General features: G+C 55.7%; 16 protein-coding genes. 12 read left to right on the forward strand and 4 right to left on the reverse strand.

The window, feature by feature from the left end:
• The first annotated feature begins 8 nt into the window (after window positions 1–8).
• Window positions 9–5,429 (forward strand): diguanylate cyclase, encoded by a 5,421-nt coding sequence (locus tag F1381_RS09595; RefSeq protein ID WP_151734600.1) that lies wholly within the window; start codon window positions 9–11, stop codon window positions 5,427–5,429.
• 364 nt (window positions 5,430–5,793) lie between these two features.
• Window positions 5,794–7,275 (forward strand): amino acid permease, encoded by a 1,482-nt coding sequence (locus F1381_RS09600; RefSeq protein WP_151734601.1) that lies wholly within the window; start codon window positions 5,794–5,796, stop codon window positions 7,273–7,275.
• Between the two features lie 80 nt (window positions 7,276–7,355).
• On the opposite strand, the gene F1381_RS09605 is transcribed toward F1381_RS09600, so the two are convergent.
• Together F1381_RS09605 and F1381_RS09610 are read right to left on the reverse strand one after the other, a co-directional pair.
• Window positions 7,356–7,973: a hypothetical protein gene (locus tag F1381_RS09605; RefSeq protein WP_151734602.1), complete on the reverse strand. Its 618-nt coding sequence runs from the start codon at window positions 7,971–7,973 to the stop codon at window positions 7,356–7,358.
• A 227-nt stretch (window positions 7,974–8,200) separates the two neighbouring features.
• Window positions 8,201–9,238 carry an asparaginase gene (locus F1381_RS09610; protein WP_151734603.1) on the reverse strand — a complete coding sequence of 346 codons (1,038 nt, stop codon included), beginning with the start codon at window positions 9,236–9,238 and terminating at the stop codon, window positions 8,201–8,203.
• A 257-nt stretch (window positions 9,239–9,495) separates the two neighbouring features.
• Between F1381_RS09610 and F1381_RS09615 the strand changes: the two genes are divergently transcribed.
• The 8 genes from F1381_RS09615 (at window position 9,496) to F1381_RS09650 (ending at window position 19,257) form a co-directional block, all read left to right on the forward strand.
• The gene (locus tag F1381_RS09615) at window positions 9,496–10,602 is read left to right on the forward strand and encodes a sugar ABC transporter substrate-binding protein (RefSeq protein WP_151734604.1); all 1,107 of its coding nucleotides are present in this window, start codon (window positions 9,496–9,498) and stop codon (window positions 10,600–10,602) included.
• An 88-nt stretch (window positions 10,603–10,690) separates the two neighbouring features.
• The gene (locus tag F1381_RS09620; protein WP_151734605.1) at window positions 10,691–12,214 is read left to right on the forward strand and encodes a sugar ABC transporter ATP-binding protein; all 1,524 of its coding nucleotides are present in this window, start codon (window positions 10,691–10,693) and stop codon (window positions 12,212–12,214) included.
• A gap of 11 nt (window positions 12,215–12,225) precedes the next feature.
• Window positions 12,226–13,401, forward strand: coding sequence for a sugar ABC transporter permease (locus F1381_RS09625; RefSeq protein ID WP_151734606.1), 1,176 nt, complete (start codon window positions 12,226–12,228; stop codon window positions 13,399–13,401).
• Window positions 13,402–13,558: 157 nt separating this feature from the next.
• Complete coding sequence (locus F1381_RS09630) at window positions 13,559–15,091, forward strand: HAD hydrolase-like protein (protein WP_151734607.1); 1,533 nt, start codon at window positions 13,559–13,561, stop codon at window positions 15,089–15,091.
• Window positions 15,092–15,172: 81 nt separating this feature from the next.
• On the forward strand, window positions 15,173–16,015 hold the full coding sequence (locus tag F1381_RS09635) for a GNAT family N-acetyltransferase (protein ID WP_151734608.1): 843 nt from the start codon (window positions 15,173–15,175) through the stop codon (window positions 16,013–16,015).
• Window positions 16,016–16,151: 136 nt separating this feature from the next.
• Window positions 16,152–17,336 carry a helix-turn-helix domain-containing protein gene (locus tag F1381_RS09640; RefSeq protein ID WP_151734609.1) on the forward strand — a complete coding sequence of 395 codons (1,185 nt, stop codon included), beginning with the start codon at window positions 16,152–16,154 and terminating at the stop codon, window positions 17,334–17,336.
• A 65-nt stretch (window positions 17,337–17,401) separates the two neighbouring features.
• Entirely contained in the window at window positions 17,402–18,442 is a 1,041-nt protein-coding gene (locus F1381_RS09645) for an ABC transporter substrate-binding protein (protein WP_151734610.1), read from the forward strand.
• Window positions 18,439–19,257 (forward strand): alpha/beta hydrolase, encoded by an 819-nt coding sequence (locus F1381_RS09650; protein ID WP_151734611.1) that lies wholly within the window; start codon window positions 18,439–18,441, stop codon window positions 19,255–19,257. The genes F1381_RS09645 and F1381_RS09650 overlap by 4 nt, the downstream gene beginning before the upstream one ends.
• A 93-nt stretch (window positions 19,258–19,350) precedes the next feature.
• Here F1381_RS09650 and F1381_RS09655 read toward each other — a convergent pair whose 3' ends face one another.
• Together F1381_RS09655 and F1381_RS28185 are read right to left on the reverse strand one after the other, a co-directional pair.
• Window positions 19,351–19,779 (reverse strand): PH domain-containing protein, encoded by a 429-nt coding sequence (locus F1381_RS09655; protein WP_151734612.1) that lies wholly within the window; start codon window positions 19,777–19,779, stop codon window positions 19,351–19,353.
• Window positions 19,780–19,834: 55 nt separating this feature from the next.
• Window positions 19,835–19,978 carry a hypothetical protein gene (locus F1381_RS28185; RefSeq protein WP_187355269.1) on the reverse strand — a complete coding sequence of 48 codons (144 nt, stop codon included), beginning with the start codon at window positions 19,976–19,978 and terminating at the stop codon, window positions 19,835–19,837.
• Window positions 19,979–20,100: 122 nt separating this feature from the next.
• On the opposite strand from F1381_RS28185, the gene F1381_RS09660 reads away from it, so the two are divergent.
• Together F1381_RS09660 and F1381_RS09665 are read left to right on the forward strand one after the other, a co-directional pair.
• On the forward strand, window positions 20,101–21,690 hold the full coding sequence (locus F1381_RS09660) for a methyl-accepting chemotaxis protein (protein ID WP_151734613.1): 1,590 nt from the start codon (window positions 20,101–20,103) through the stop codon (window positions 21,688–21,690).
• Window positions 21,691–21,714: 24 nt separating this feature from the next.
• The gene (locus F1381_RS09665) at window positions 21,715–22,140 is read left to right on the forward strand and encodes a chemotaxis protein CheW (RefSeq protein ID WP_151734614.1); all 426 of its coding nucleotides are present in this window, start codon (window positions 21,715–21,717) and stop codon (window positions 22,138–22,140) included.
• The last annotated feature ends 3 nt before the right edge of the window (window positions 22,141–22,143 follow it).

A 22,143-nucleotide genomic window follows, 5' to 3' on the forward strand; every position in this document is an offset into this window, starting at 1 on the left:
GAGTGCGTATGAGTCTGTTCGGCAACTATCAGATCCTGGAGACCATAGCCGACAATGCGGCCAAATCGGTCTACAGATGCAGCGATAACGGAACGGACCGCACTGTGATTCTGAAGGTGCTGAAGGCTGAGCTGACAGGCGCGGAGACAGTCATGCGCTTCAAACAGGAGTATCGGCTGCTGCAGGAGCTTAGCGGAAAGATAGACGGTGTAATCCGGCCTGTCGGGCTTCAGGAAATGGGCGGTTACTATATCATGGTGCTTGAGGACATCGGGGGGAAATCGCTGAAGCGGATTCTGGCCGAGGACAAGCCCGATCAGCGGACGCTGCTGCGTCTGGCGGTTCAGGTGATCGATATTCTCGGCGCCATCCATGACCGGCATGTGATTCATAAGGATATTAAGCCGTCGAACATTATCTGGAACCGTGAACAGAACAAGGTGCAGATTATCGACTTCGATTTGGCGGTAAAGCTGTCCAAAGAGAAACATGATTTCCGCAACAGCGGTGTGTTTGAAGGCAGCCTGCACTACATCTCGCCGGAGCAGACGGGGCGGATGAGCCGCAGTATTGATTACCGCAGTGATTATTATTCCTACGGTGTAATGCTGTATGAAATGTTTACCGCCATGAAGCCGTTTGATGCCGGGGAAATACTGGAGCAGATCTATTCCATTATTGCCAAGGAGGCGGTTCCCCCCGATAAAGCAAGCGCGGGCCAAGTATCTCCGGCGCTGTCGGCCGTGATTATGAAGCTGATGGAGAAATCGCCGGAGGACCGTTACCGCAGTGCCTTCGGCATCAAAGCCGATCTCAAAAAATGTCTTGCAGGCAGCGCGGACTTCACTGTCGGCGCGGAGGACCGGCTGAACATCTTCCGCATTCCCCAAAAACTATACGGCCGGGAAGGCGAAATTAAGCGGCTGGAGGATGCCTTCAGACGCTGCGCCCGCGGCACCGCGGAAACCATGTTCGTCACCGGTGAAGCCGGAGCAGGCAAGACCGCTCTGGTTCATGAGCTGCACCGGTACATCAGCCGGGACAAGGGCCTTTTTGCCGAAGGAAAATTCGACCAGTATAACCGGAATATACCCTACAGTGCTGTAATTCAGGCTTTCCGCAGGCTGACGGCTGAGCTGCTGGAGAGTCCCGACACCGAATTTAAAGCATGGATCGGGCGGGCGCTGGTGCAGGCTCTGGACGGAAATGGCAGCCTGATTGCCGGTCTGATCCCGGAGTTAACCGCATTTATCGGCCCTCAGCCGGATATCGGACCGCTCCATCCGCAGGAAGAAACCAACCGCTTCTACATGACCTTCGCCCAGTTTCTGATCGGGCTGACCGGCGGTGAACGGCCACTGGTGCTGTTTCTGGACGATTTACAGTGGGCGGACTATTCCAGCCTGCAACTGATTGAGCGGCTGATGCAAGGCAACCAGCTGCGCCGGATGCTGGTGGTGCTCTCGTACCGCAGCCACGAGATTCCCGCAGGCCACCCGCTGTTCGCCATCAAGGCGCGGCTGGAGAAGAGCGGGAAGGCCGGGGAGATTCAACTCGACCCGCTGCCGCCGGCAGACGCGCAGCAGCTCATCGCCGATACCCTATATACCCATCCCGAAGAGGTTACGGAGCTGGCGCATGCCATCTATAAACGCACCAAAGGGAACTCCTTCTACATCAATGAACTGCTGAAGGAGCTGCACCGCGGAGGGTATCTCTATTTCAACGATATTCATGGTGAATGGACGTGGCGCCTCAGTCAGATTGCCGCGCTGCCCGTTAATGATAATGTCGTGGATTTTCTCATGACGAAGCTGATCCTGCTGCCTGCAGAGCAGCGGGACATTCTGACAGTCTGCGCTGCGATCGGCAACGAGTTCGATTACACGATGCTGCTCAAGCTGGCCGGAGCGCCGGTTGATGCGGTAGTGCACACCATTGCCGCGGCGGTGGAGGAAGAATTCATCCGACCTGCGGATCGCCGGTACAGCCTGTTATCGGGCATGCTGGGCGATGATGAGGCGGCGGCTCCGGAGACCGAGATCCGCTTTGCGTTCAGCCATGACCGGATTCAGCAGGCGTTCTATCAGATGCTGGATGAGCAGAAGGGGAAGCAGCTGCATCTGAAGATCGGGCGGCTGATGCTGGAGCGGCTGGGGGCGGAGGTAGCCGAGGACAAGCTTGTGGATATTGCGGCGCATATGAACAAAGCGCTGGAGCTGATCCGCGATAAGCAGGAGATGGAAGAGGTCATTACGCTCAATTTGCGGGCAGCGCGCAAGGCCAAAGCGGGTTTCGGCTACCCCGCCGCCTATGCGCTGCTGGAAGCGGCGATGGCGCATCTGCCGGAGCACGCCTGGGCGGAGCAGCCGCAGCAGACCGCAGAGATTTACCGGCTGTATGCGGAGTGCGGATACCTCACGCATCATGTGAAAGAGGCGGACCGGGCCTGTGCCGTCCTGGCCGGACAGATCCGGGAGACGCTCGCGCTGGCTGAAATCTATGAAATGCAGGCCAATTATTACATGTACCTGGGGATGATGCAGGAGTCGATTGCTGCAGGCAGGCAAGGTCTGGCGGTACTGGGCCTGAAGATTCCCGGCAAGGTGGGCATGCCCGCCGTGCTCAAGGAGCTGGTACAGGTAAAGGCCCGGCTGCGCGGCAAGAGTGTCGAGGAATTGTTTGCCGCGCCGGATATGAGTGATCCGCAGACGCAGATGATGATGCGGCTGCTCGTCAATTTTATCCCCCCAGCCTTCATTTCCGGAGAAACATCACTGTTCGGTTTAGTCGTGCTGCGGCAGATCAAGCTGACGCTGTCCTACGGCAATGCGCCGGAATCAGCGCTGGCGTTCATCGGTTATGCAATGCTGCTGTCGGGCTTCGGCGATATCAAGGGCGCTTTTGACTACGGGAGGCTCGGCATCCGCATCAACGACAAGTTCCAGAATCTGCAGTGGAAAGGCGCGGCGTATGTGCTCTATACCCTGTTCTCCCATGTCTGGACCGAGCCTTGGGACACGCTGCAGGAATGGTTTACAGCCTCGATGGAGGCAAGCCTTAAGACAGGGGATCTGCTCTATCTCGCCCATTCTTCATTCTATGTGAACCTGTGGAATCCCACATTGGATATCCCGGCCACCCTGCAGGAGAGCAGCCGGACCATCGCCATGATCGAGGATACGAAGTATAAGGAATCGCTGGCGACGGCGAAGCTGGCCCGGCAGTATTTTCTGAATCTGGCGGGGGAGCTGGCGGACAATGGCTCTTTTGACGGTGACGGCTTCAGTGAAGAGGTCTATTTGCGCGAGCTGACTGAAGCGAAATATTACTCGGGAATAGCGATTTATTATATTTATAAAATGAAGCTGCTCTTCACCTATGAACGCTCGGAGGAAGCGCTGGTATATATCGATCAGGCTTACCCGATCATCGGCACGCTCGCCGGTTCCGCGTTCATGGAAGAGTTCGCGCTGTTTACCTTCCTGAACCTGGCCTGCTGTTACCCGGACATGAATCCACTAGCCAAGGGCAGGGCGCGCCGGCGGATGCGCAAGGAATTCGGCAGAGTGCGCAAATGGGCCGGACATGCGCCGGAAACCTTCCGTCAGCATGAGTATTTGATGCGGGCGGAGTGGGCACGGATTTCCGGGCAGGACGATAAAGCGGGCCAATATTACGACCTGGCGATTGAAGCGAGCGAGAGAAGCGGATTTGTCCGGTACAAGGCGCTTGCAAGTGAGCTGGCGGCCCGTTTTTATTATCATAAGAACTTCAAGGAATTTGCAGCCTACCTGTTCAGGCAATCGGAATATTATTACTCGGTCTGGGGCGCTAAAGGCAAAATCGCGTTCATCGCCGGGCGGTATCCCGAGCTGGTCAGCAGGATCAGCACCAAGGAGTTCATGCATAGACGCTCCATATCCGATTATACCGAGAGTATTGACCTGGACTCGATTCTGCTGGCTTCCCAGGCCATCTCGAAAGAGATTGAGCTGAATAATCTGCTGGAGGCGCTGATGGAAATTGTCATCAAGAATGCCGGAGCGCAGCGGGGCTGCATTCTGATGACCTCCAAGCACGGACTGCTGGTGGAAGGCGAATATAATCCCGAGGAAGGCCGGATCAACGTCGCGGTGCGCGATTTCAACCGGTATGACCAGCTGCCGGAATCCATTCTGAAGCAGGTAGAGGAGCGCAAGGAGAGCGTCATCTATAATGATGCCTTTTCCGAGACTCCGTTCGTGAACGATCCGTATATCGTCAAGCACCGTCCGAAATCGCTCGTATGTATGCCGCTCATCAACCAGAACAAGACGATCGCTATCATTTATCTGGAAAATAACCTTCTGACCGGAGTTTTCACCCGGGAGCGGATGCGAATTATCAATCTGCTGTCGCGGGAAATGGTATTCTCGCTGGAGAATGCCAGCCTCTACTCCGAGCTGGAACGCTCGGAAGAGAAGTACCGCGAGCTGGTCGGCAATCTGCAGGATGGGATATTCATTACGCAGGACGCGAAATGCCGTTATGTCAACGAGGCGTTGGGGCAGATGCTTGGCTACAGTCCGGAAGAGATGCTGGAACAGCCGTTCGAGGCGTTCCTCGCTCCCGGCGAGCGGGAGAAGGTCAGACATTATTATATGCGGCGGATGCGCGGCAAGCAGGTGCCGGTTGAATACGAAACGCGACTGCTGAGCAAGGATGGGCGGGAGATTATCGTCATACACAAGCCCACGCTGATTACGTATATGAACCGTCCGGCAATACAAGGCACGGTCAAGGACATTACAGAACGTAAACGGGCGGAAGAGGAGCTTCTCCGGCACAAGGAGCATTTAGAGGATCTGGTCCGCGAACGCACCATTGAGCTGGAGTTCAATAACGACGAGCTGAACAAATACATCCGGCTGATTGAACAGATTTCCATTACCGACGAGCTGACGGGACTGTACAACCGCAGATATTTCAACAAGCTGTTTGAGGAGGAAGTGGAGAAGGCGGCGCGGGAGCAGCGGACCTTAACCTACTTGATGCTCGATATTGACTATTTCAAAAAATACAACGACACCTACGGCCACTATGAGGGCGACCGTGTTCTGCAGCGTGTAGGTGCCGTCCTGCAGCGGCTCGCCGACCAGGCGGACGGCTACGCGTTCCGGCTCGGCGGAGAGGAATTCGGCATCCTGATTCCCGGTTTCACCGCCCGGCAATCCCGCGAGTATGCGGAAAGCATCCGCCGCAGCGTCTCGGAGCTGCGGATTGCCCATGAGATGAGCCCGGAGCACGGCATTATCACTGTATCCATCGGCGTCGCCGCAGTGCAGGTGAACCGGATTTCGGAAGAGGATATCTACAAGCTCGGCGACGATGCGCTGTACGAATCCAAGGACAGAGGCCGAAACTGTGTAACGCTGATCGAGAAATGAATAGGTCGCTAATGCAGCCCCGGAACCATATTCCGGGGCTTTTGCGCGTGCACCGGGACAGGGGTATGTGTTCCTTACGGACTGAGCGGCCCTTATTTGGGTGAGTTTGGCCCAAATAGCATGCCTTGCGGACTGAGATAACGCTATATGCCTGACTAACAGCTGAATCCGCCGAAATAGAGGGTAATAGCGTCACCTGGGTCCGTTAACTCCCGAAAAGTGCGAGTTTACTCCAAATAACGGCTCTACAGTCCGTATACGCCTAACTGGCCGCGCGTTAGTTCAAACTGCCTCAAAGGACATCGGCTAATTTCCCCGGTATTTGCAGATACTTTCTTATAAAAGAAACCGGGGAGGATTGCAGATGCATCAGAACAAGGGCAAGCAAGGATTATCCGTGTGGCAGCTCACGATGCTCGCACTGGGCACCGTGGTAGGCGGCTCGTTTTTTCTCGGTTCTGCAGTGGCGATCCGCGCCGCAGGGCCGTCGGTGCTGCTGGCCTATATCATCGGCGGGATTCTCGTCTACTTTATTCTGTCCGCACTGTCGGAAATGACCGTAGCGAATCCGTCGCCGGGCTCCTTTCGCACCTATACCGAGCAGGCCTTCGGCAGGGGAGCTGGATTTACGGTAGGGTGGGTATACTGGACAGGCCTGGTATTGGCCATGTCCAGTGAGGCAACAGCGGCATCCATTCTGCTGCGCGGATGGTTTCCCATGCTTCCGCTTGCATTGGCGGGCACAGCCATCATTGCAGGCGTTACGCTGCTTAACCTGCTCGGCGCGGAGCGGCTCAGCAAGCTGGAAAGCGGATTGGCAGCGGTCAAACTGCTGGCGATATTCGGATTTGTCGTGATTGCGCTGGTGATATTGGCCGGAATTACCGCCGGACGGGCAGGAACGCCCGGCTTGTCCGTGCTGCGCAGCCAGCGCTGGATGCCCGGCGGTTTCAGCGGGATCGCCGGCAGCATGCTGATGGTCATGTTCACTTATGCCGGGTTTGAAGTGCTCGGATTGGCTGCCTCGGAGACGAGGAATCCCGCCGCCAGGATACCGCAGGCCATCCGGTATACGATCATCCTGCTGGTGGGTCTCTATCTGGCTGCGATGGCCGGACTGTTCCTGCTGGTTCCGGCGGGCCGCGTTGCGGAGAATGTCAGTCCGTTTGTGACAGCGCTGAGCTTGTACGGCTTGGGCTGGGCCGGCACTGCGATGAACATCGTGCTGGTGTCGGCAATTCTCTCCACCATGCTGGCCTCCGTCTTCGGCCTGGGCCGGATGCTGCGTTCATTGGCCGAAGAGGGCCATACGCCGGCCTGGATGCGCGACCGCACGGACATCCCGTACCGCGGTATTCTCGTTTCCGGCTGCGCGATGCTGGCCGGTCTCGGCCTTGGGCTGCTGCTGCCGCAAGGCGTCTACCTGTTTCTGGTCAGCTCCGGCGGATTTGCCCTGCTGTTCTCCTATGTCATGATTCTGGCCAGCCATTACCGGCTGCGCAGACGCCGGGGCGGTCCATTGGTACAAGGAGCCGGCCTGCGCGGCTTCCCCTACAGCTCATGGGCTGGCATTGCCGGCCTGCTGGCGGTGCTGGCCAGTATGCCGCTGATTCCCGGACAAGGCGGCGGCCTCGCGGCCGGGATGATGTTCGTGCTGTTATTTGCTGGCTTATACAGCCTGGGCCGGTTCCGCCGCCTGAAGGCGGAGAATGGACCTGGCAAGCGTAAGCCCGTGTGGCCTCCGGCAGTCAGAGCGCAGATGGAAGCGGCAGCAGAGCCCGGAGCACCCGGACAGTCCGACAGTTCCGGGCCATCCGGAATGTCTGCGCCCGATGATTCCAAATGAATCTGCCGGCAATGGTGAGAACAATGAAACCGGGCCAGGCAACCGCTGTACCTTGGGCAGCGTTAGCTGCAAGATTATGTTTATTGTGTTAATCCGGATGACTTCAGTGGCTGGAGTGAGCCCGCTGCCGCTTCATACTCCCCGGGAGCGAAGGGTTTGGCGGAGGTTATGGCAAAGTGCACACCGTCTTGCTCGAAATACAAGAACTCAACGGAAGACCCATCCTGCCTGATCCATTCCGCAGTAACTCCACTGGACAGCCGTACGCTCCGCGAAGGTGCAGTGCCCGCCGGTTTGAGCTCATGCTTCGACTGGCTGATTGCTCCGCGGATAAACACAATCCGTACGGTGTCGTCTTGAACCTCTATGCGGTCGAGATAGTCGTCGGTGCCCAAGCCGAGCACCGGAATATAGACCTGTTCGAGACCGGCCAATCCGGCCGCATTCAGAATTTCTGTGGTCTGCTCCTCCGTATAGGTCAGCTCAGGCAGCTCAACGTCAACGGCAGCCGGGGGCTCCGGTTCTGCAGCTGCGGCCTGCGTCGGCTCAGCAGTAGCAGCAGGCGGAGGCGTTACTTCTATAGATTCGGTTGCAGTTGCTTCCGCAGTAGCCGAAGGGGAAGGGCGCTCCGCATCCTGGCAGCCGGCCAGTAGTGCAGCAGCGAGTGTAATCACAATAAACAGTTTCTGATGCTTCATAGTATCCTCCTTGAATGACATGATGGTTGTCTATTTGCACAGCAAACCCAGTGTAATTGAAAATATTCGCAAAATAGTTACTAGAATGTAAATAAACCGCCTGAATTGTAATGAAAAGAGCTTTGTAAGGTAAAAAGGCGTATACAAACCAAGCTGTGATCTCTTTAAAGATCACGCTTGCCTGTATACGCCTGTTTGATATGCCTGCTGCGAAGTGCCTCTATCGCTTAATACTCGTTGAACATGGCTGCGATTTCATCGTACCGCGTTGTCTGTGTTAGCGCCAGCGACAGCAGAATCCGCGCTTTTTGCGGGACGAGGCTGTTGCATGGGATGGAATTGGCGGATAAGTCGATATATGCGTCCTTCAGCGTAATTCCGCTGGAGATGCGCGAGCAGCGCACGACAGGGATGTTGTTGTTCTTCAGTTCGCCGACCCTGTCAATCCACGGCTTGCTGTAGATGCCGCCGCCGGCTCCGGCGATGACGATGCCCCGCGATACAGTAGCGAGATAATCGAGAATTCCCGGGTTGGCGTCCACATGGAAATAGGCTACCGAAACCTCCGGCAGTTCATTTAGGGCAGAAACGTCAAACTGTGCATCGGTCGTATGCTTTTTGAGAGAACGGGTATAAAAGAAAGCCTGACTGTCGCGCATGTAGCCAAGGCAGCCGAAATCACGCTCATCGAAAGCGTTGGCTTTAAAGGTATTGACCTTCTGCACATCACGGCCGCTGTAAATTCCCTCCGCAAATACGACCATTACACCCTGCCCGTGCGCCTCCGGATTGGCGGCCAATGCCACCGACTGGTACAGATTCAGCGGGCCGTCCGGACTGATCGCCGTTGCCGGTCGCATCGAGCCGGTGATAATTACCGGTTTGGTGGTTTTGACCACAAGATTCAGAAAATAAGAGGTTTCATCCAGCGTATCTGTGCCGTGTGTAATGACGAAACCATGGATATCCTCACGCTGCGCCAGCGTGTTGATGAGTGTCGCCAAGGTCAGCCAGTGCTCACTCGTAATGTCGGCGCTGCAAAGATTGCTGACCTGCACGCCGGCACAATTGGCCACCCGCTCCAGATGAGGCACACTATCCAGCAGATCCTGGATCGGCAGCGCGCCGGGCTCGTAGTTCAGTGTCTTATGGGCTTCCCCGCTGCCTGCTATCGTGCCGCCGGTGGCGAGGATCACTACATTTTTGAGGCTGGGATTATAGTAAGGGGATGTGTTGAAATTCAGTTCGGGAACCGGTATAAGCATGAATGGAAGCTTCCTTTCAATATCAAATCTGCTGCTGCAAAGCTGCTGCCGGATCACTCCGGCGGGACAATCCTATTGTGCCTTAATCCTGAAACTTCATCAACTTTTTTCTTCAAAAATAAGCATTTAGCCTGTTTTTTACAGATGAGGATATTCAAGAAACAGAGGAGAATTTTCTATTCCGGGTGCCGGGGGCGGATGATAACATCAAGGTGTAAGAAAGACAGCAGCCAACATACCGGGAGGGGTTTTAGACAATGAGAAAGTTATTGAAAGCGATTCCGTTAATGCTTGTGGCCATGATGCTGGCGGTGATGGTATCTGCCTGTAACAGCGGCGGCAGCGGAAGTAAAGTGGATGTGGGCATTGTATTGCCGACCAAGGATGAACCGAGATGGGTTCAGGATGAGCAGCGCTTTACGGATGCCCTGAAGGAGACCGATTACTCTTCGGAGATTCTCTTCAGCCAAGGCTCGTCCGCCAAAGAAAAAGAGAATGTGGACGCTCTGATCGCTAAGGGCATCAAAGTACTGATCATCTGTCCGCAGGACGGCGACGCTGCCGCAGCCGCCGTGGAAGCCGCCAAGAAAGCCGATGTAACCGTAATTGCTTATGATCGCCTGATCACGAACACCGACGCAGTGGATTACTACGTTACCTTCGACAGTGTCGCCGTAGGTAAAGCCCAAGGGCAATATCTGATCGACCATGCCAAGGGCAACGGCCAGCCGCTCTATTTATACGCCGGTGCAGCTTCGGATAACAACGCCTTTCTGTTCTTTGAGGGAGCCTGGTCGGTTCTGCAGCCGAAGATCGCCGACGGCACATTCACCGTTGCCAATTCGACCGAAGCCCTGGCCCTGCAGGATAAGGCTGAGCTGAGCCGTGAAGACCAAAGCAAAATCATCAGCCAGGTCACCACCAACTGGGACCCGAACGATGCCAAGAATAAAGCGCAAACCCACCTGACGGCAGCCGTCGCTGACATGAAGGGCGATGTGGCCATTCTGGCACCGAATGACGGAACTGCCCGGTCGATCGCCGACGTCTTCGCTTCCGATTCGGCTGTAACGAGCTTTACAGTTACCGGCCAGGATGCCGAGAAGGCCTCCATTCAGTACATTATCGACGGCGACCAATCGATGACGGTATTCAAGGACGTCCGCAATCTGGTGAAGGATTCCATCGCCATGGCCGTAGCTGTGCTTGACGACAAAACGCCGGAAACCACCGGTTCCTACGACAACGGCAGTGTAGAGGTTAAAGCTAAACAAACTGAAGTGCAAGTGGTGGACAAAGACAATGTGAAGGCTGCGCTGATTGACTCCAAATACTATGAAGCCGGCGAGTTTACAGGACTGTAGGAGCGCCATAGTATAGGCCGGGATAGTGATAGAGCCTTCTATCACTATTCCGCCGTTCTACGATTTGGTTTGCGAAGGAGCTAAGAAGATGCAGAATCCGAATATTTTGGAAATGAAGGAGATCTCGAAGGAATTCACCGGCGTCAAGGCGCTGTCGAATGTCAGCTTCAAGGTCGGACAGGGCGAAATTCACTGCCTCGTCGGTGAGAACGGCGCCGGCAAGTCCACCCTGATGAAGGTGCTCAGCGGGGTGTATCCCCATGGAACCTATTCCGGCGATATTGTGTTTGAGGGTCAGGTGCAGAGCTTTACCCGGATCAGCGACAGCGTAAAGGCCGGGATTGCGATCATCTATCAGGAGCTGGCACTGTTTCCTGATTTGACGGTGTACGAGAATATTTTTGCCGGCAATGAGGTGAAGAACGGGGCGGTGGTGGACTGGAACCGGACCATTATCAAAGCCAAAGAAATGCTGCAAAAGGTGAATCTCAGCGTCAATCCGGAAATGCTGGTCAAGGACCTCGGCGTAGGCAAGCAGCAGCTGGTGGAAATCGCCAAGGCGCTCAGCAAGAACGTCAAGCTGCTCATTCTGGACGAACCGACAGCGGCACTCAATGAAGACGACAGCGAGAATCTGCTGGAGCTGCTGCGGGAGCTGAAGAAGCAGGGCATTACCAGCATCATGATCTCGCATAAGCTTAAAGAAGTGATCGCCATTGCGGATAAGGTTACTGTGCTGCGCGACGGGCGCACCATCTGCACCCTGGATGCGGAGAAGAACGAGATTTCGGAGAATGTCATCATCAAAAATATGGTCGGCCGCGAGATCGAGGACATCTACCCGAAACGCAGCGGCCAGCAGTTCGGCCCGGATGTGCTGGAGGTGCGGAACTGGACTGCCTATGATCCGCAGCTCGGACGGAACGTGGCCGAGAACCTGAGCCTCCATGTCCGCAAAGGCGAGATCGTCGGCATCGCCGGACTGATGGGCTCAGGACGGACCGAATTCGCGCTGAGCATCTTCGGCAATCCGAAGGGCTACAAGCTGCAGGGCGAGCTGAGGATGAACGGTACGAAGCGGTCTTTCAAGACGCCTAAGGATGCTATTGAAGCGGGAATCGCTTATGTTACCGAGGACCGCAAGGGCGACGGCCTGTTCCTGATCCAGGATATCAAGCAGAACATTTCAGCCGCCAATCTGAACGGAGTCTCCAGGCAGGGGCGGATTAATCTCAATGAAGAAGTCAAAATTGCGAACGAGTATAAGCGGTCGCTCAATATCAAAGCCCCCTCCGTGGAGCAGATCGTCGGCAATCTCAGCGGGGGCAACCAGCAGAAGGTGTCGCTCGGCAAATGGCTGTTCGTCGGCCCGTCGCTGCTGATTCTGGATGAGCCGACCCGCGGCATCGATGTCGGTGCGAAGTTCGAAATCTATACCATTATGAACAAGCTGATCGGCGAAGGCCTGAGCATCATTATGATTTCCTCCGAGCTGCCCGAGGTGCTGGGCATGAGCGACCGGGTGTACGTCATGGCCGAAGGGGAGATCAAGGGCGAGCTTACGGCGGCGGAAGCCGATCAGGAGAAAATCATGAAACTGGCTACACAATAGGAGGAAGACCAGTGAAACTACTTAACGAAGCAAAAACGTTGATTAAGGTCAACATTCGCGACTACGGAATGTACATCGCCCTGTTCGTCATCATGCTGACGTTCTCGATCCTCACGGACGGGCTGTTCATGTCCTCGCGGAATATCAGCAACCTGATCGACGCCACAGGCTACATCGCCGTATTGGCCGTCGGGATGACGCTGGTCATTGTAATCCGCCATATCGACTTGTCCGTCGGCTTTGCCGCAGGGTTTCTGGGGGCAATCGCCGCCATCCTTCTGACACAAGCCGGAGTTCCGGTATATCTGACCATTCCGATCATTCTCGTGATGGGCATCGTTACCGGATTATTTAACGGCGTACTGGTTGCCCATCTGGGGATTCCCGCGTTTGTCGCCTCGCTGGCGGCCATGCTGATCTTCCGCGGCGCATTGCTGCGGGTGACTGAGAAGACAGGCACGATCATTGTTAAGGACGAACATTTCAATGCGATCGGCAACGGATTTATTCCGTCACTCGGCAAGCTCGGCAATTTAAACCTGCTCTCGCTGATCATCGGCGCACTGATTATTGTGCTCTTCATCTACTTTGAAATTTCCAAGCGGAACAATAAGCTGAAATATAACTTCGAGGTCATCTCGAAGGGCATGTTTAGCGTCAAGCTGGTGTTTGTCTCGGCCATTATTGCCTATATTACCTGGATTCTGGCAGGCTATAACGGCTTCTCCTGGACAGTCGTCATTGTGATGATCGTGGTGGTTATTTATCACTTCCTGACGACCTCCACCGTGATCGGCCGGCATATCTACGCGGTCGGCAGCAATCCTGAAGCGGCCCATCTCAGCGGCATCAGCGTCAAAAAAATCACCTATTTCGTGTTCTGCTCCATGGGTCTTCTGTCCGCACTGTCCGGCATCCTGTTCACTTCCCGGCTGCAATCCGCTACTACGACGGCGGGCACCCTGTTTGAGCTAGATGCCATCGCAGCCGCTTATGTCGGCGGAGTCTCTGCTGCGGGCGGCGTCGGCAAGATTACCGGCTCCGTCATCGGCGCCGTGGTCATGGCATCGCTCTCCAGCGGCATGAATCTGCTGGGGGTCGGCATCTCCTATCAGTACATGATCCGCGGCGGCGTTCTGGCCGCAGCCGTCATCTTCGATGTCATTACCCGTAAGCAAAGAGCGTAGACCGTCTATTACGCATATAGAAATGCCGGTATGCCGGAGCGCAGACAGACTGCGCTCCGGCGTTTTGGCATGTGAGGGAATATATCTCATACTCCAGTTATTGCAAATTGTCTTATAATGGTTAAATACGTATTCAAGAAAGCAGGTGTAGTGTAAGATGTCAAGACTCCTCGCCGTCTTTGATCTGGACGGCACCTTGTTCCAGACGCAGACGGTTGATATTGCCGCGATCACGAAAGCGCTTGCGGATAACGGCTGTCCGCCGCGGAAGCCTCAGGAAATTGCCGGCTTGTTCGGTCTGCCTTTCGCAGACATTTGCCGGCATGTGCTTCCGGCTGACCGGCCGCCGGAACTGACGGAGCAATTCACAAGGGATGTTATCCGTTATGAGCTGGAGGAAATTCCCCGAAAGGGTCATTTATATCCCGGTGTAATCGAGTCGCTGCAGGAGATGCAGGCGCTGGGGATCGACCTGTGCATCTGCACGAACGGCAGTGAGCAGTATGTACAAGCTATCGCGGACAAGTTCGGGTTTCATTCTCTGTTCACCGAAGTCAGCTGGGCTGGAGACGGGATGCGGAGCAAATCGGAACGGGTCGGCGCGTTGAAGCAGAAATATGACCCGGACACCCTAATTGTTGTGGGCGACCGCAGCAGCGATATCGCTGCGGCCAGGGACAACGGGGGAATCGCAATCGGTGTCTCTTACGGATTCGGTGGAGAGGAAGTCTTTGCAGCCGATTATATTGCCGGGAGTTTTCCGGAGGTTGCGGCTATCCTGCGTAAGCTGGTTACTTCGTTATCCATGGAGAGCGTCATCCCGAACCGCTTCTTTACACTGCGGCAAGCGGCTGAAGGGGTATGGGCGGCCATTGTCGTACCGGGCAGCGGGGCGCTTGGCAATGCTGCGATTATTGATCTGGGCGATAGCGCAGCGGTCGTGGATACATTCAGTCTGCCCGAAGCGGCCCGCCACCTGAGGGCAGCAGCGGAGCTGCTGACGGGAAGAAAGGTCAAGTATGTCATCAACACCCACTATCATGGCGATCATCACTACGGCAATCAGGAGTTTGCGGACAGTCTAATTGTTACTACCGAGGAGACGCGCCAATTACTGCTGCGGGAGCGGCCGCATACGCCGGAGCTGTGGCGTAGCGGATTGCAGAAGCAGATTGCCGTCTTCGAGCGGATGAAAGAGACGACGGACGATCCGCGGGTCTGCTCCGCACTGGCCGATGAAATTGCCGATAAGCAGGAACTGCTGGCAGCTGTCCCCAATATCCGGCGTAAGACCGCAAGTCTGACCTTTACAGATGAGCTGCGCATCCATGGCGCTGCCCGCTCCCTGAAGGTATTCACCTTCGGCGGCGGCCATACGGCAAGCGATGCGATGGTGTACATAGAAGATGTGAAAGTACTGGTGTGCGGCGATTTGATTCTGAACCGGGCGCATCCGGCGATGCAGACCGGTTATCCGGAAGCGTGGCTAGGTATTCTGGCGCGCATCGGCGCCGAGGTGGATTTCGAACGGCTGATTCCCGGGCACGGGGAGCTTGGCGGCAGACACAATCTGCTTGAAATCATAAGCTATCTGAAAGATATACTGCAATACGCCAAGCGCGCCGCACAGTCGGGAAAGGACGCTGAAGCCTGGCTGAGCCATGGTGTTCCGGCCCCGTACGATAACTAGCTCATGTCCCATATCTTTGAATGGAATTTCCGCTGGCTGTTCCTGCGCTTCAGCAGCCAGGAGAAGGAGGAATATTAAACGATGATTGAACTGGACAGCAAGGAATACGGTAAGGTTATGCCGCTGCTCGAAGGAATCGAGATCAATACCCTGTTTGCGGAGGCGGTGCTGGCCCGGAAGGTCGCCGGTAAGGTATACACAGACAGCGAGTTAGTTCCCCAGACATATTATGTGGTCCATCCTTACGGCATGTCGCTGCTGTTCGGCGCTGCGGGGAATGAGGCGTTTAACCGGCGGCTCTATGATTATCTCAGCAATCTCTCCGGTGCACGGGAGCAGGCGGAGTGGCTGCAGACCGATCCGGCCGGGGACTGGAGCGCCGTAATTGACTCCATGTTGTCCGGCATTAACCGCAGTGCGGCGGAGGCTGCGGCCGTCACAGGAGTGCCGGTACCCCGGACCATTGAGCGGAATACCAGAGTCAACTTCCGTTTCAACCGCGAGCTGTATCAGGAGGCCAAGCGGCATTATCGGCAGCCGGACGGAGAGGTTGTTCCGGCCGGCCAGCAGGAATTCCGCATGCAGGCAGGCAGCGTGATTCCTCGCTATTTCTGGCGGGATGCAGACCATTTTGCCTCCGAGGGCGCCGGGTTCTCACTGCTGGCAGGCGGTGAAACCGCATCTACCGCGTTCTCATCGTGCCGAACAGAGCGGCAGCTGGAGATCGGTATTGAGACGGGGGAAGCCTACCGGGGAAAGGGATATGCTCTTGCCGTGTGTTCAGCACTCATAGATTATTGTCTGGCTCATGAGCTGGAGCCGGTATGGGCTTGCCGCCTGGAGAACAGGGGCTCCTACAAATTGGCGCAGAGGCTGGGCTTCGTCCCCACATTGACGCTGCCTTATTATCATCTTCGGGTGTAATGGTCTGTATCTATAAGTTCATTGATGAAGGAACGCTGCAGAGCGTTCTTTTTTTATTGAAACCTCATCAGATAATGATTATCATTATCACTATAATGCCTATCAACTACAATTATTAAGTTAAGGGGGCGAGCCTATGGTTCAGCGGCAACAGGCAGGTGAGGATGAACCGCCTAAGAGCGGGCGGCTCTCCATTCAGGATATCCGTGACTATATAGTCCGGAATTATGACCAGCCGCTTCCCATCCGGGAACTGGCGGAGATGGCCGGGCTGAGCCCGAATTATTTCGGCGAGCTGTTTAAGAAGAATTACGGGCTGAGCCCGCTGGATTATCTGACGGAGGTGCGGCTGAGCAAGGCTAAGCAATATTTGCAGGAATCCGGCTATTTGCTGCGGGAAATCGCGCATAAGGTAGGGTACAGCGATGAGTTCTATTTCAGCCGGAAATTCAAGAAGGCGTTCGGCATACCGCCCTCGGCATTCAGCGGACGGCAGAAGCGGCGGCTTGCCGCCGCTTCTGCAGCTATGACGGGCCAGCTGCTGGCTCTGGGCGTCATTCCCGTGGCTGCGCCGATGGATGCGAAGTGGACTTCGTTCTACTATAACCAATACTACTCCCGGATCGAGGTTCACCTGCGGGCCGATCAACTGGACCACGCTGCCGAGTGTGACAAGCTGATCCGTGCGCGCGCGGATGCGGTTATCGGCCATGAGAAGCTGCCGGCAGAATGGCGGGAAGCATTGCAGCAGAATGCAGTATCTCTGTTCATCCCCGGGGAGCAGGACCGCTGGGATGTTCAATTGCGGGAAATCGCCGGTTTTATCGGCAGAGAGGCGGAGGCCGAGCGCTGGATTGCCGATTATACCGGCCGGGCGCGGCGGGCGGGGGCCCAGACGGAAGCAGCGGGCGGCAGGGTGCGGACGCTGGTACTGCGGCTCTGCGGTAATGAGCTATATGCTTATTGCAACAGGGGGATCCGTGATGTGCTGTATGGTGCGCTTGGGCTGCCATCAGCCTATGCTAGCCGGGAGGGACTGTACAATGAGCGAATCTCACTGCAGGAGGTGGAGCAGCTTAATCCGCAGCGCCTGCTGCTGCTGATCTGTCCCGATGCGGCTACAAGGCTGGAATGGCTGGCCCTGCAGCACAGGGAGAGCTGGCGCAGTCTGACGGCTGTGCAGGCCGGAGCGGTGGAGGCGCTGCCGTCGGATCCATGGTTTGAATATTCGGCCACTGCAATGGACCGGATGCTGGAAGAGGCGCGGCTGATCTTTACGGGGAATTGTCCAAGCCGCCAGCAGGGTGCAGTCCATGGCTAAACCCGCCGGCCATCCGCTATAATCTCCAGTAATGAGAATGATTATCATTAAGGGGGATATATTTTATGAACAAAGTCCTTGGCCGGCGGGCATGGCAGTTGAAAGCCATGCCGCTATACACCATTCTGCTGGCGGCACTGCTCCTGTCAGGCTGTGGTAATGAAGCAGCAGGCAATGCCGGCGGCAACGGAGGAACCGAAGCCGCAGCTGCACCGGCTGCTACACAAGCTGCGCCGCCGGCATCGCCGGAGGCTACTGAAGCGGCTGCAGCGGCATATCCGCTGGTGGTGACAGATGAACTGGGCCATGAAGTCAACCTGGAAGCTCCGCCGGAGCGGGTATTCGCGCCTTATATGGAAGATTCGCTGGTCGTGCTGGGCGTGAAACCGGTCGGGCAGTGGGCAAATAACGGGCAAGGCCAGGAGTATTTGCAGGACCGGCTAGCCGGTGTGCCGCTTGTCGATTTCACCAGCGGTCTGCCTTCACCGGAAGTGGTCATGGCGATGGAGCCGGATCTGATTATCCTGCATAACCAGTTCTATGCGGAGAACGGTGTTTATGAGCAGTATTCACAAATTGCCCCCACCTATGTGTTCAAGCAGGCGGCGGGCGATCTGGATCACTCGGTGACGGTTCTCGGCGAACTGCTGGGCAAGCAGGAGGCCGCTGTGCAGGGGCTGGCGGATTACCGCAGCAAGGCTGAGTCGGCGAAGGCGGAGCTTGCCCCGCTTATGGAAGGCAAGAAGGCGCTTATCATCCGCTTTAATTCGCGGGGAATGTTCCTGATGGGCGGGGTGTACGGCGGATTCGTGCTGGCTGAGGAGCTGGGCATTGCCAAGAGTGAATTGGTCGCCGCTGAGAACAGCCTGGACTTGTCGCTGGAATTGCTGCCGCAGATTGATGCGGACTATCTATTTCTGGCCAATGATTCGATGAACAGCGGAGAGGCCTTCTATAAAGAATTGACGGAGAGCGCCCTTTGGAAGAGCGTTCCCGCCGTGAAAGCAGGACAAGTATACAACGTAGATGACCGGTATTGGCTGGGCGGCGGCCTGGTAGCCTACGGTAAAGTCATAGACGATGTATTGGAGATTCTGGCGCCATGAGCACATTGGTAAACAACAGTTATCCGCATGCCGGCTGCGAGGAGCATATTCTATTCGCCCGGACCAGCGGGCTGGAATACCGGATTCTTGTTTCCCGTCCCGGCGGGGACGCCCCGCCGGCAGGCTATCCGGTCATCTATGCGGCAGACGGCCACGCGCTGTTCCATACGCTGGCCGAGTCCGCCCGGCTGCAGACGCGCAAGCCGCACGGTTACGATCCCGCCGTGATCGTCGGTATCGGTTATCCGTCGGGCGAGCCGTTCGATATGATCCGCCGCTGCTATGATTTCACCATTCCGGCCGATGTTACGTCGCTCCCTAAGCGGCCGGACGGCAGCCAGTGGCCGGAGCACGGGGGAGCGGACAGGTTCCTGGATGTGCTGGAGAAGGAGATCATGCCGCTGATCGGCGGGATGTTTCCGGTTGACCCCAAGCGGCAGTCACTGTTTGGGCATTCGCTCGGCGGCCTGCTGGTTCTGCACACACTCTTTACCCGCCCGGCGCTCTTCTCGCACTTTGCCGCCGGCAGCCCCTCGGTTTGGTGGGGCGATTATGCGGTGCTGGAAGAGCTGAAGCATTTTACCGGAGCATTCCCGCAGCTTGGTCTGTCGCCGAAGCCGAAGCTGTTGATTACGGTCGGAGCGGAAGAACTGGAGCATATGGTGGCCGATGCTGAGCTGCTGCCGGAACGCCTGGCCCCGCTTGCATCTGCCGGGCTTGAAGTCAAGCTCGCCAAGTTCCCGGAAGAAGGACATGTCAGCGTGCTTCCGGCGGCGCTCAGCCGGCTGCTGCGTTTCGCTCTGGAACAGCCCTGAGCTCAGTCCCCCTGTTCATATGAAATACCCCCGCTCCGCTGCAGATGGAGACGGGGGTATTTGGCGCTGCTGATCCTTATGGGAACCGCGTCATTAGCCGTTCAGACGTTTCAGGTTATCGCCGGCAATAGTGATAAGTGCGGTATAAAGCGGCCCTACATTAAATTTTTTGCTGAATTCGAATTTGTAGGCAGCGGTTTGAATGTTGTTCGCTTTGTAATAAGGCGAGGCGATGTAGTGAAGCGTAAGCTCGCAATCGTCAAAGCCGGTGCCGCCTGTCTCCATGGTCACTTCGTAAATCGAATTTAAATGAATGGAAGCGACGCGGGTCTTCTTTCCGGTAACCCCTTGATGGTCAATCAGGATCAATCGGTCATCTGTAAGAATAAACGTGTCGCGGATAAGCTTGAACCCCATGCGGATTTGCTCGTCGTTCATCAGATAGCCCCCGTATTGGGCCGTCAATTCGGGAACGGACATCTCCGAGTAGTTACCAAGCAATCCGCCAAACAAGTTAGCCATATAATTCCCTCCTGTAGGTTTCGCTCCGGTGAACTGAAAATTCACCTGCTTGCCACTACAAATTCTCCGCCGCTTGCGCTACTCCTGCCAAATAAGAGACACCAACCACAATTTTTAATTCTAACACGGCAAAATGCAATCGGTTTCCCGGTTGTACATTCGCAGCTTGCATTTTCACGAAAAATATATCAATTTCCAAATTTTGAACTATTCAAAAATCGACGAAAAATGTCGAAATATATCTCAGCCCGCGTGAAGTTGGGGGACGCCCCGGAAACACAGGCGGAGCTACAGTATTGTATCTCAGGGGGAGTATACATCATGAAGTGGTATGGAAATTTGAAGACAGCAACAAAAATTATCTCCGCATTTCTGGCGGTGGCCGTTCTCCTCGCGGGTTTCGGCATTTATTCGATGATGACACTGCAGGAAATGAACGACAATATGGATGAAATGTATGACAACAATCTGATTTCGGTCCGGGAGTTGTCTGCAGCGCAGATTAACTACCAGAAGATGAATGCTTCTTTGCGCGATATCAGCACCGCTTCGAGCAGCGCCGCGGTCACCCGATATATGGAGGAAAGCGCCGCTTCCCGGGAGTTGTTCGACCAGAAAGTGGACACTTACCGCCCGCTCGCGACATCAGAGCGGGAACAGACACTTTTGCAAAATCTGGATACGCAATTCAAGACCTATTTACAATTGTTCGATCAGGCCATTGCTGTGGTGCAATCAGGCGGTACACTCGGAACCGGCAACTTTGATTCTGCCAGTATTAGAGAGACTGGACTTCAGGTTTCTCAAACCCTCAGTGAATTGATCGACACGAACTCCGATCTGGCGGAACAGACGAATAATAATGCAAAGAAAACGTACGAACTGTCGCTAATTGTAACGGTTTGCGTAGTGGTATTGGCGGTCATCGTTAGCCTTCTAATCGGCTATTCCATTGCCCGTTCCATTTCGCGGCCGCTTCAAAAGATGGCCAGTCTGGCTGCAGAAGTGGCTGGTGGCAATCTGACGCAGAAAACGGATATCTCCGGCACCAATGAGGTCGGACAACTGGCAGCTTCGCTGAACCGGATGGTAGACAATTTGAGCACACTGGTTAACGGCATTACCATGAACTCGCAAAGCGTGGCCGCCTCCTCGGAAGAAATCTCGGCCAGCACACAGGAAATTTCCAGTACTAGCACCAACCAGTCGGCATCGGCGGCCAGCATTACCGAATTGTTCCGTGAGCTGTCTCTCGCTATCAATTCAGTGGCGGCCAGCGCCGAGGAAGCGGCCGAGTTGTCCAACGATACGGTGCGGACGGCACGCGAAGGCGGCGGCGTGGTGGAAGCCTCGCTGAAGGGAATGCAGGCAGTCAATGTGAAGATGGCCCAGCTCGAAGACGACTCCCGCAAAATCGGCGATATTATCGAGGTGATCGACGATATCGCCGAGCAGACGAACCTGCTTGCGCTCAATGCCGCCATTGAGGCTGCCCGCGCCGGAGAACAGGGACGGGGCTTCGCCGTCGTTGCCGATGAGGTCCGCAAGCTGGCAGAGCGCAGCGGCGAGGCGACCAAAGAGATTACCGGCATCATCAAGGCGATGCAGGACAACACCAAGCTGAGCGTCCGGGCTGTAGCGGAAAGCGTCGAGCAGTCCGCCATGACCAGCCACGCGTTCGAGCAAATTATTTCGATGGTGAACCACTCCGCGCTGAAGGTGAATGAAATAGCTGCTGCCTGCGAGGAAGAGTCCGCCCAAGCGGCCGAAGTGATGAACTCGGTCGAGGCGATTTCCGCTTCCAGCGAAGAGTCTGCGGCTGCAGCAGAAGAGACAGCTGCGGCCTGCCAGTCACTGGCCCAGCTTTCCGAAGAGCTCGCTCATTCTGCGGCTGCCTTTAAGACCCATTAATTCTACAGACGGAAGGTGCAGAGCATGGCTTCGCCGCAAAAAGATCAATATATAGAACTTTCAGTAGGCGCCGAAATATGTGCCATTCCCATCGGGGAAATCCATGAAATCATCAAGATGCTTAGCATCACGGATATTCCTTTATGCCGCAGTGAGGTCAAGGGAGTCATTAATTTGCGCGGCAAGGTGGTATGTGTGCTTAGCCTGCGTTATATGCTGGGTATGTCCGATGAACCGTATACACGGGAGAGCCGGATTATCGTAGTGCGGTACCGCGACGAGTTTGTCGGCCTGATTGTCGACAAGGTGAATAAGGTTACGACCTACGCGGAGCTCCACCCGCCTGCCGGGATGAATATCCGCGGCCGGGACGGGATATTCCAGGGAATCGGTCAGGACGGGGACCGGATCGTAGGTATATTGAAGCTCGAGGAATTACTGGGCGGCTAGGGG

Source organism: Paenibacillus tengchongensis, from assembly GCF_008973665.1.
Classification (GTDB): domain Bacteria; phylum Bacillota; class Bacilli; order Paenibacillales; family Paenibacillaceae; genus Paenibacillus_AQ; species Paenibacillus_AQ tengchongensis.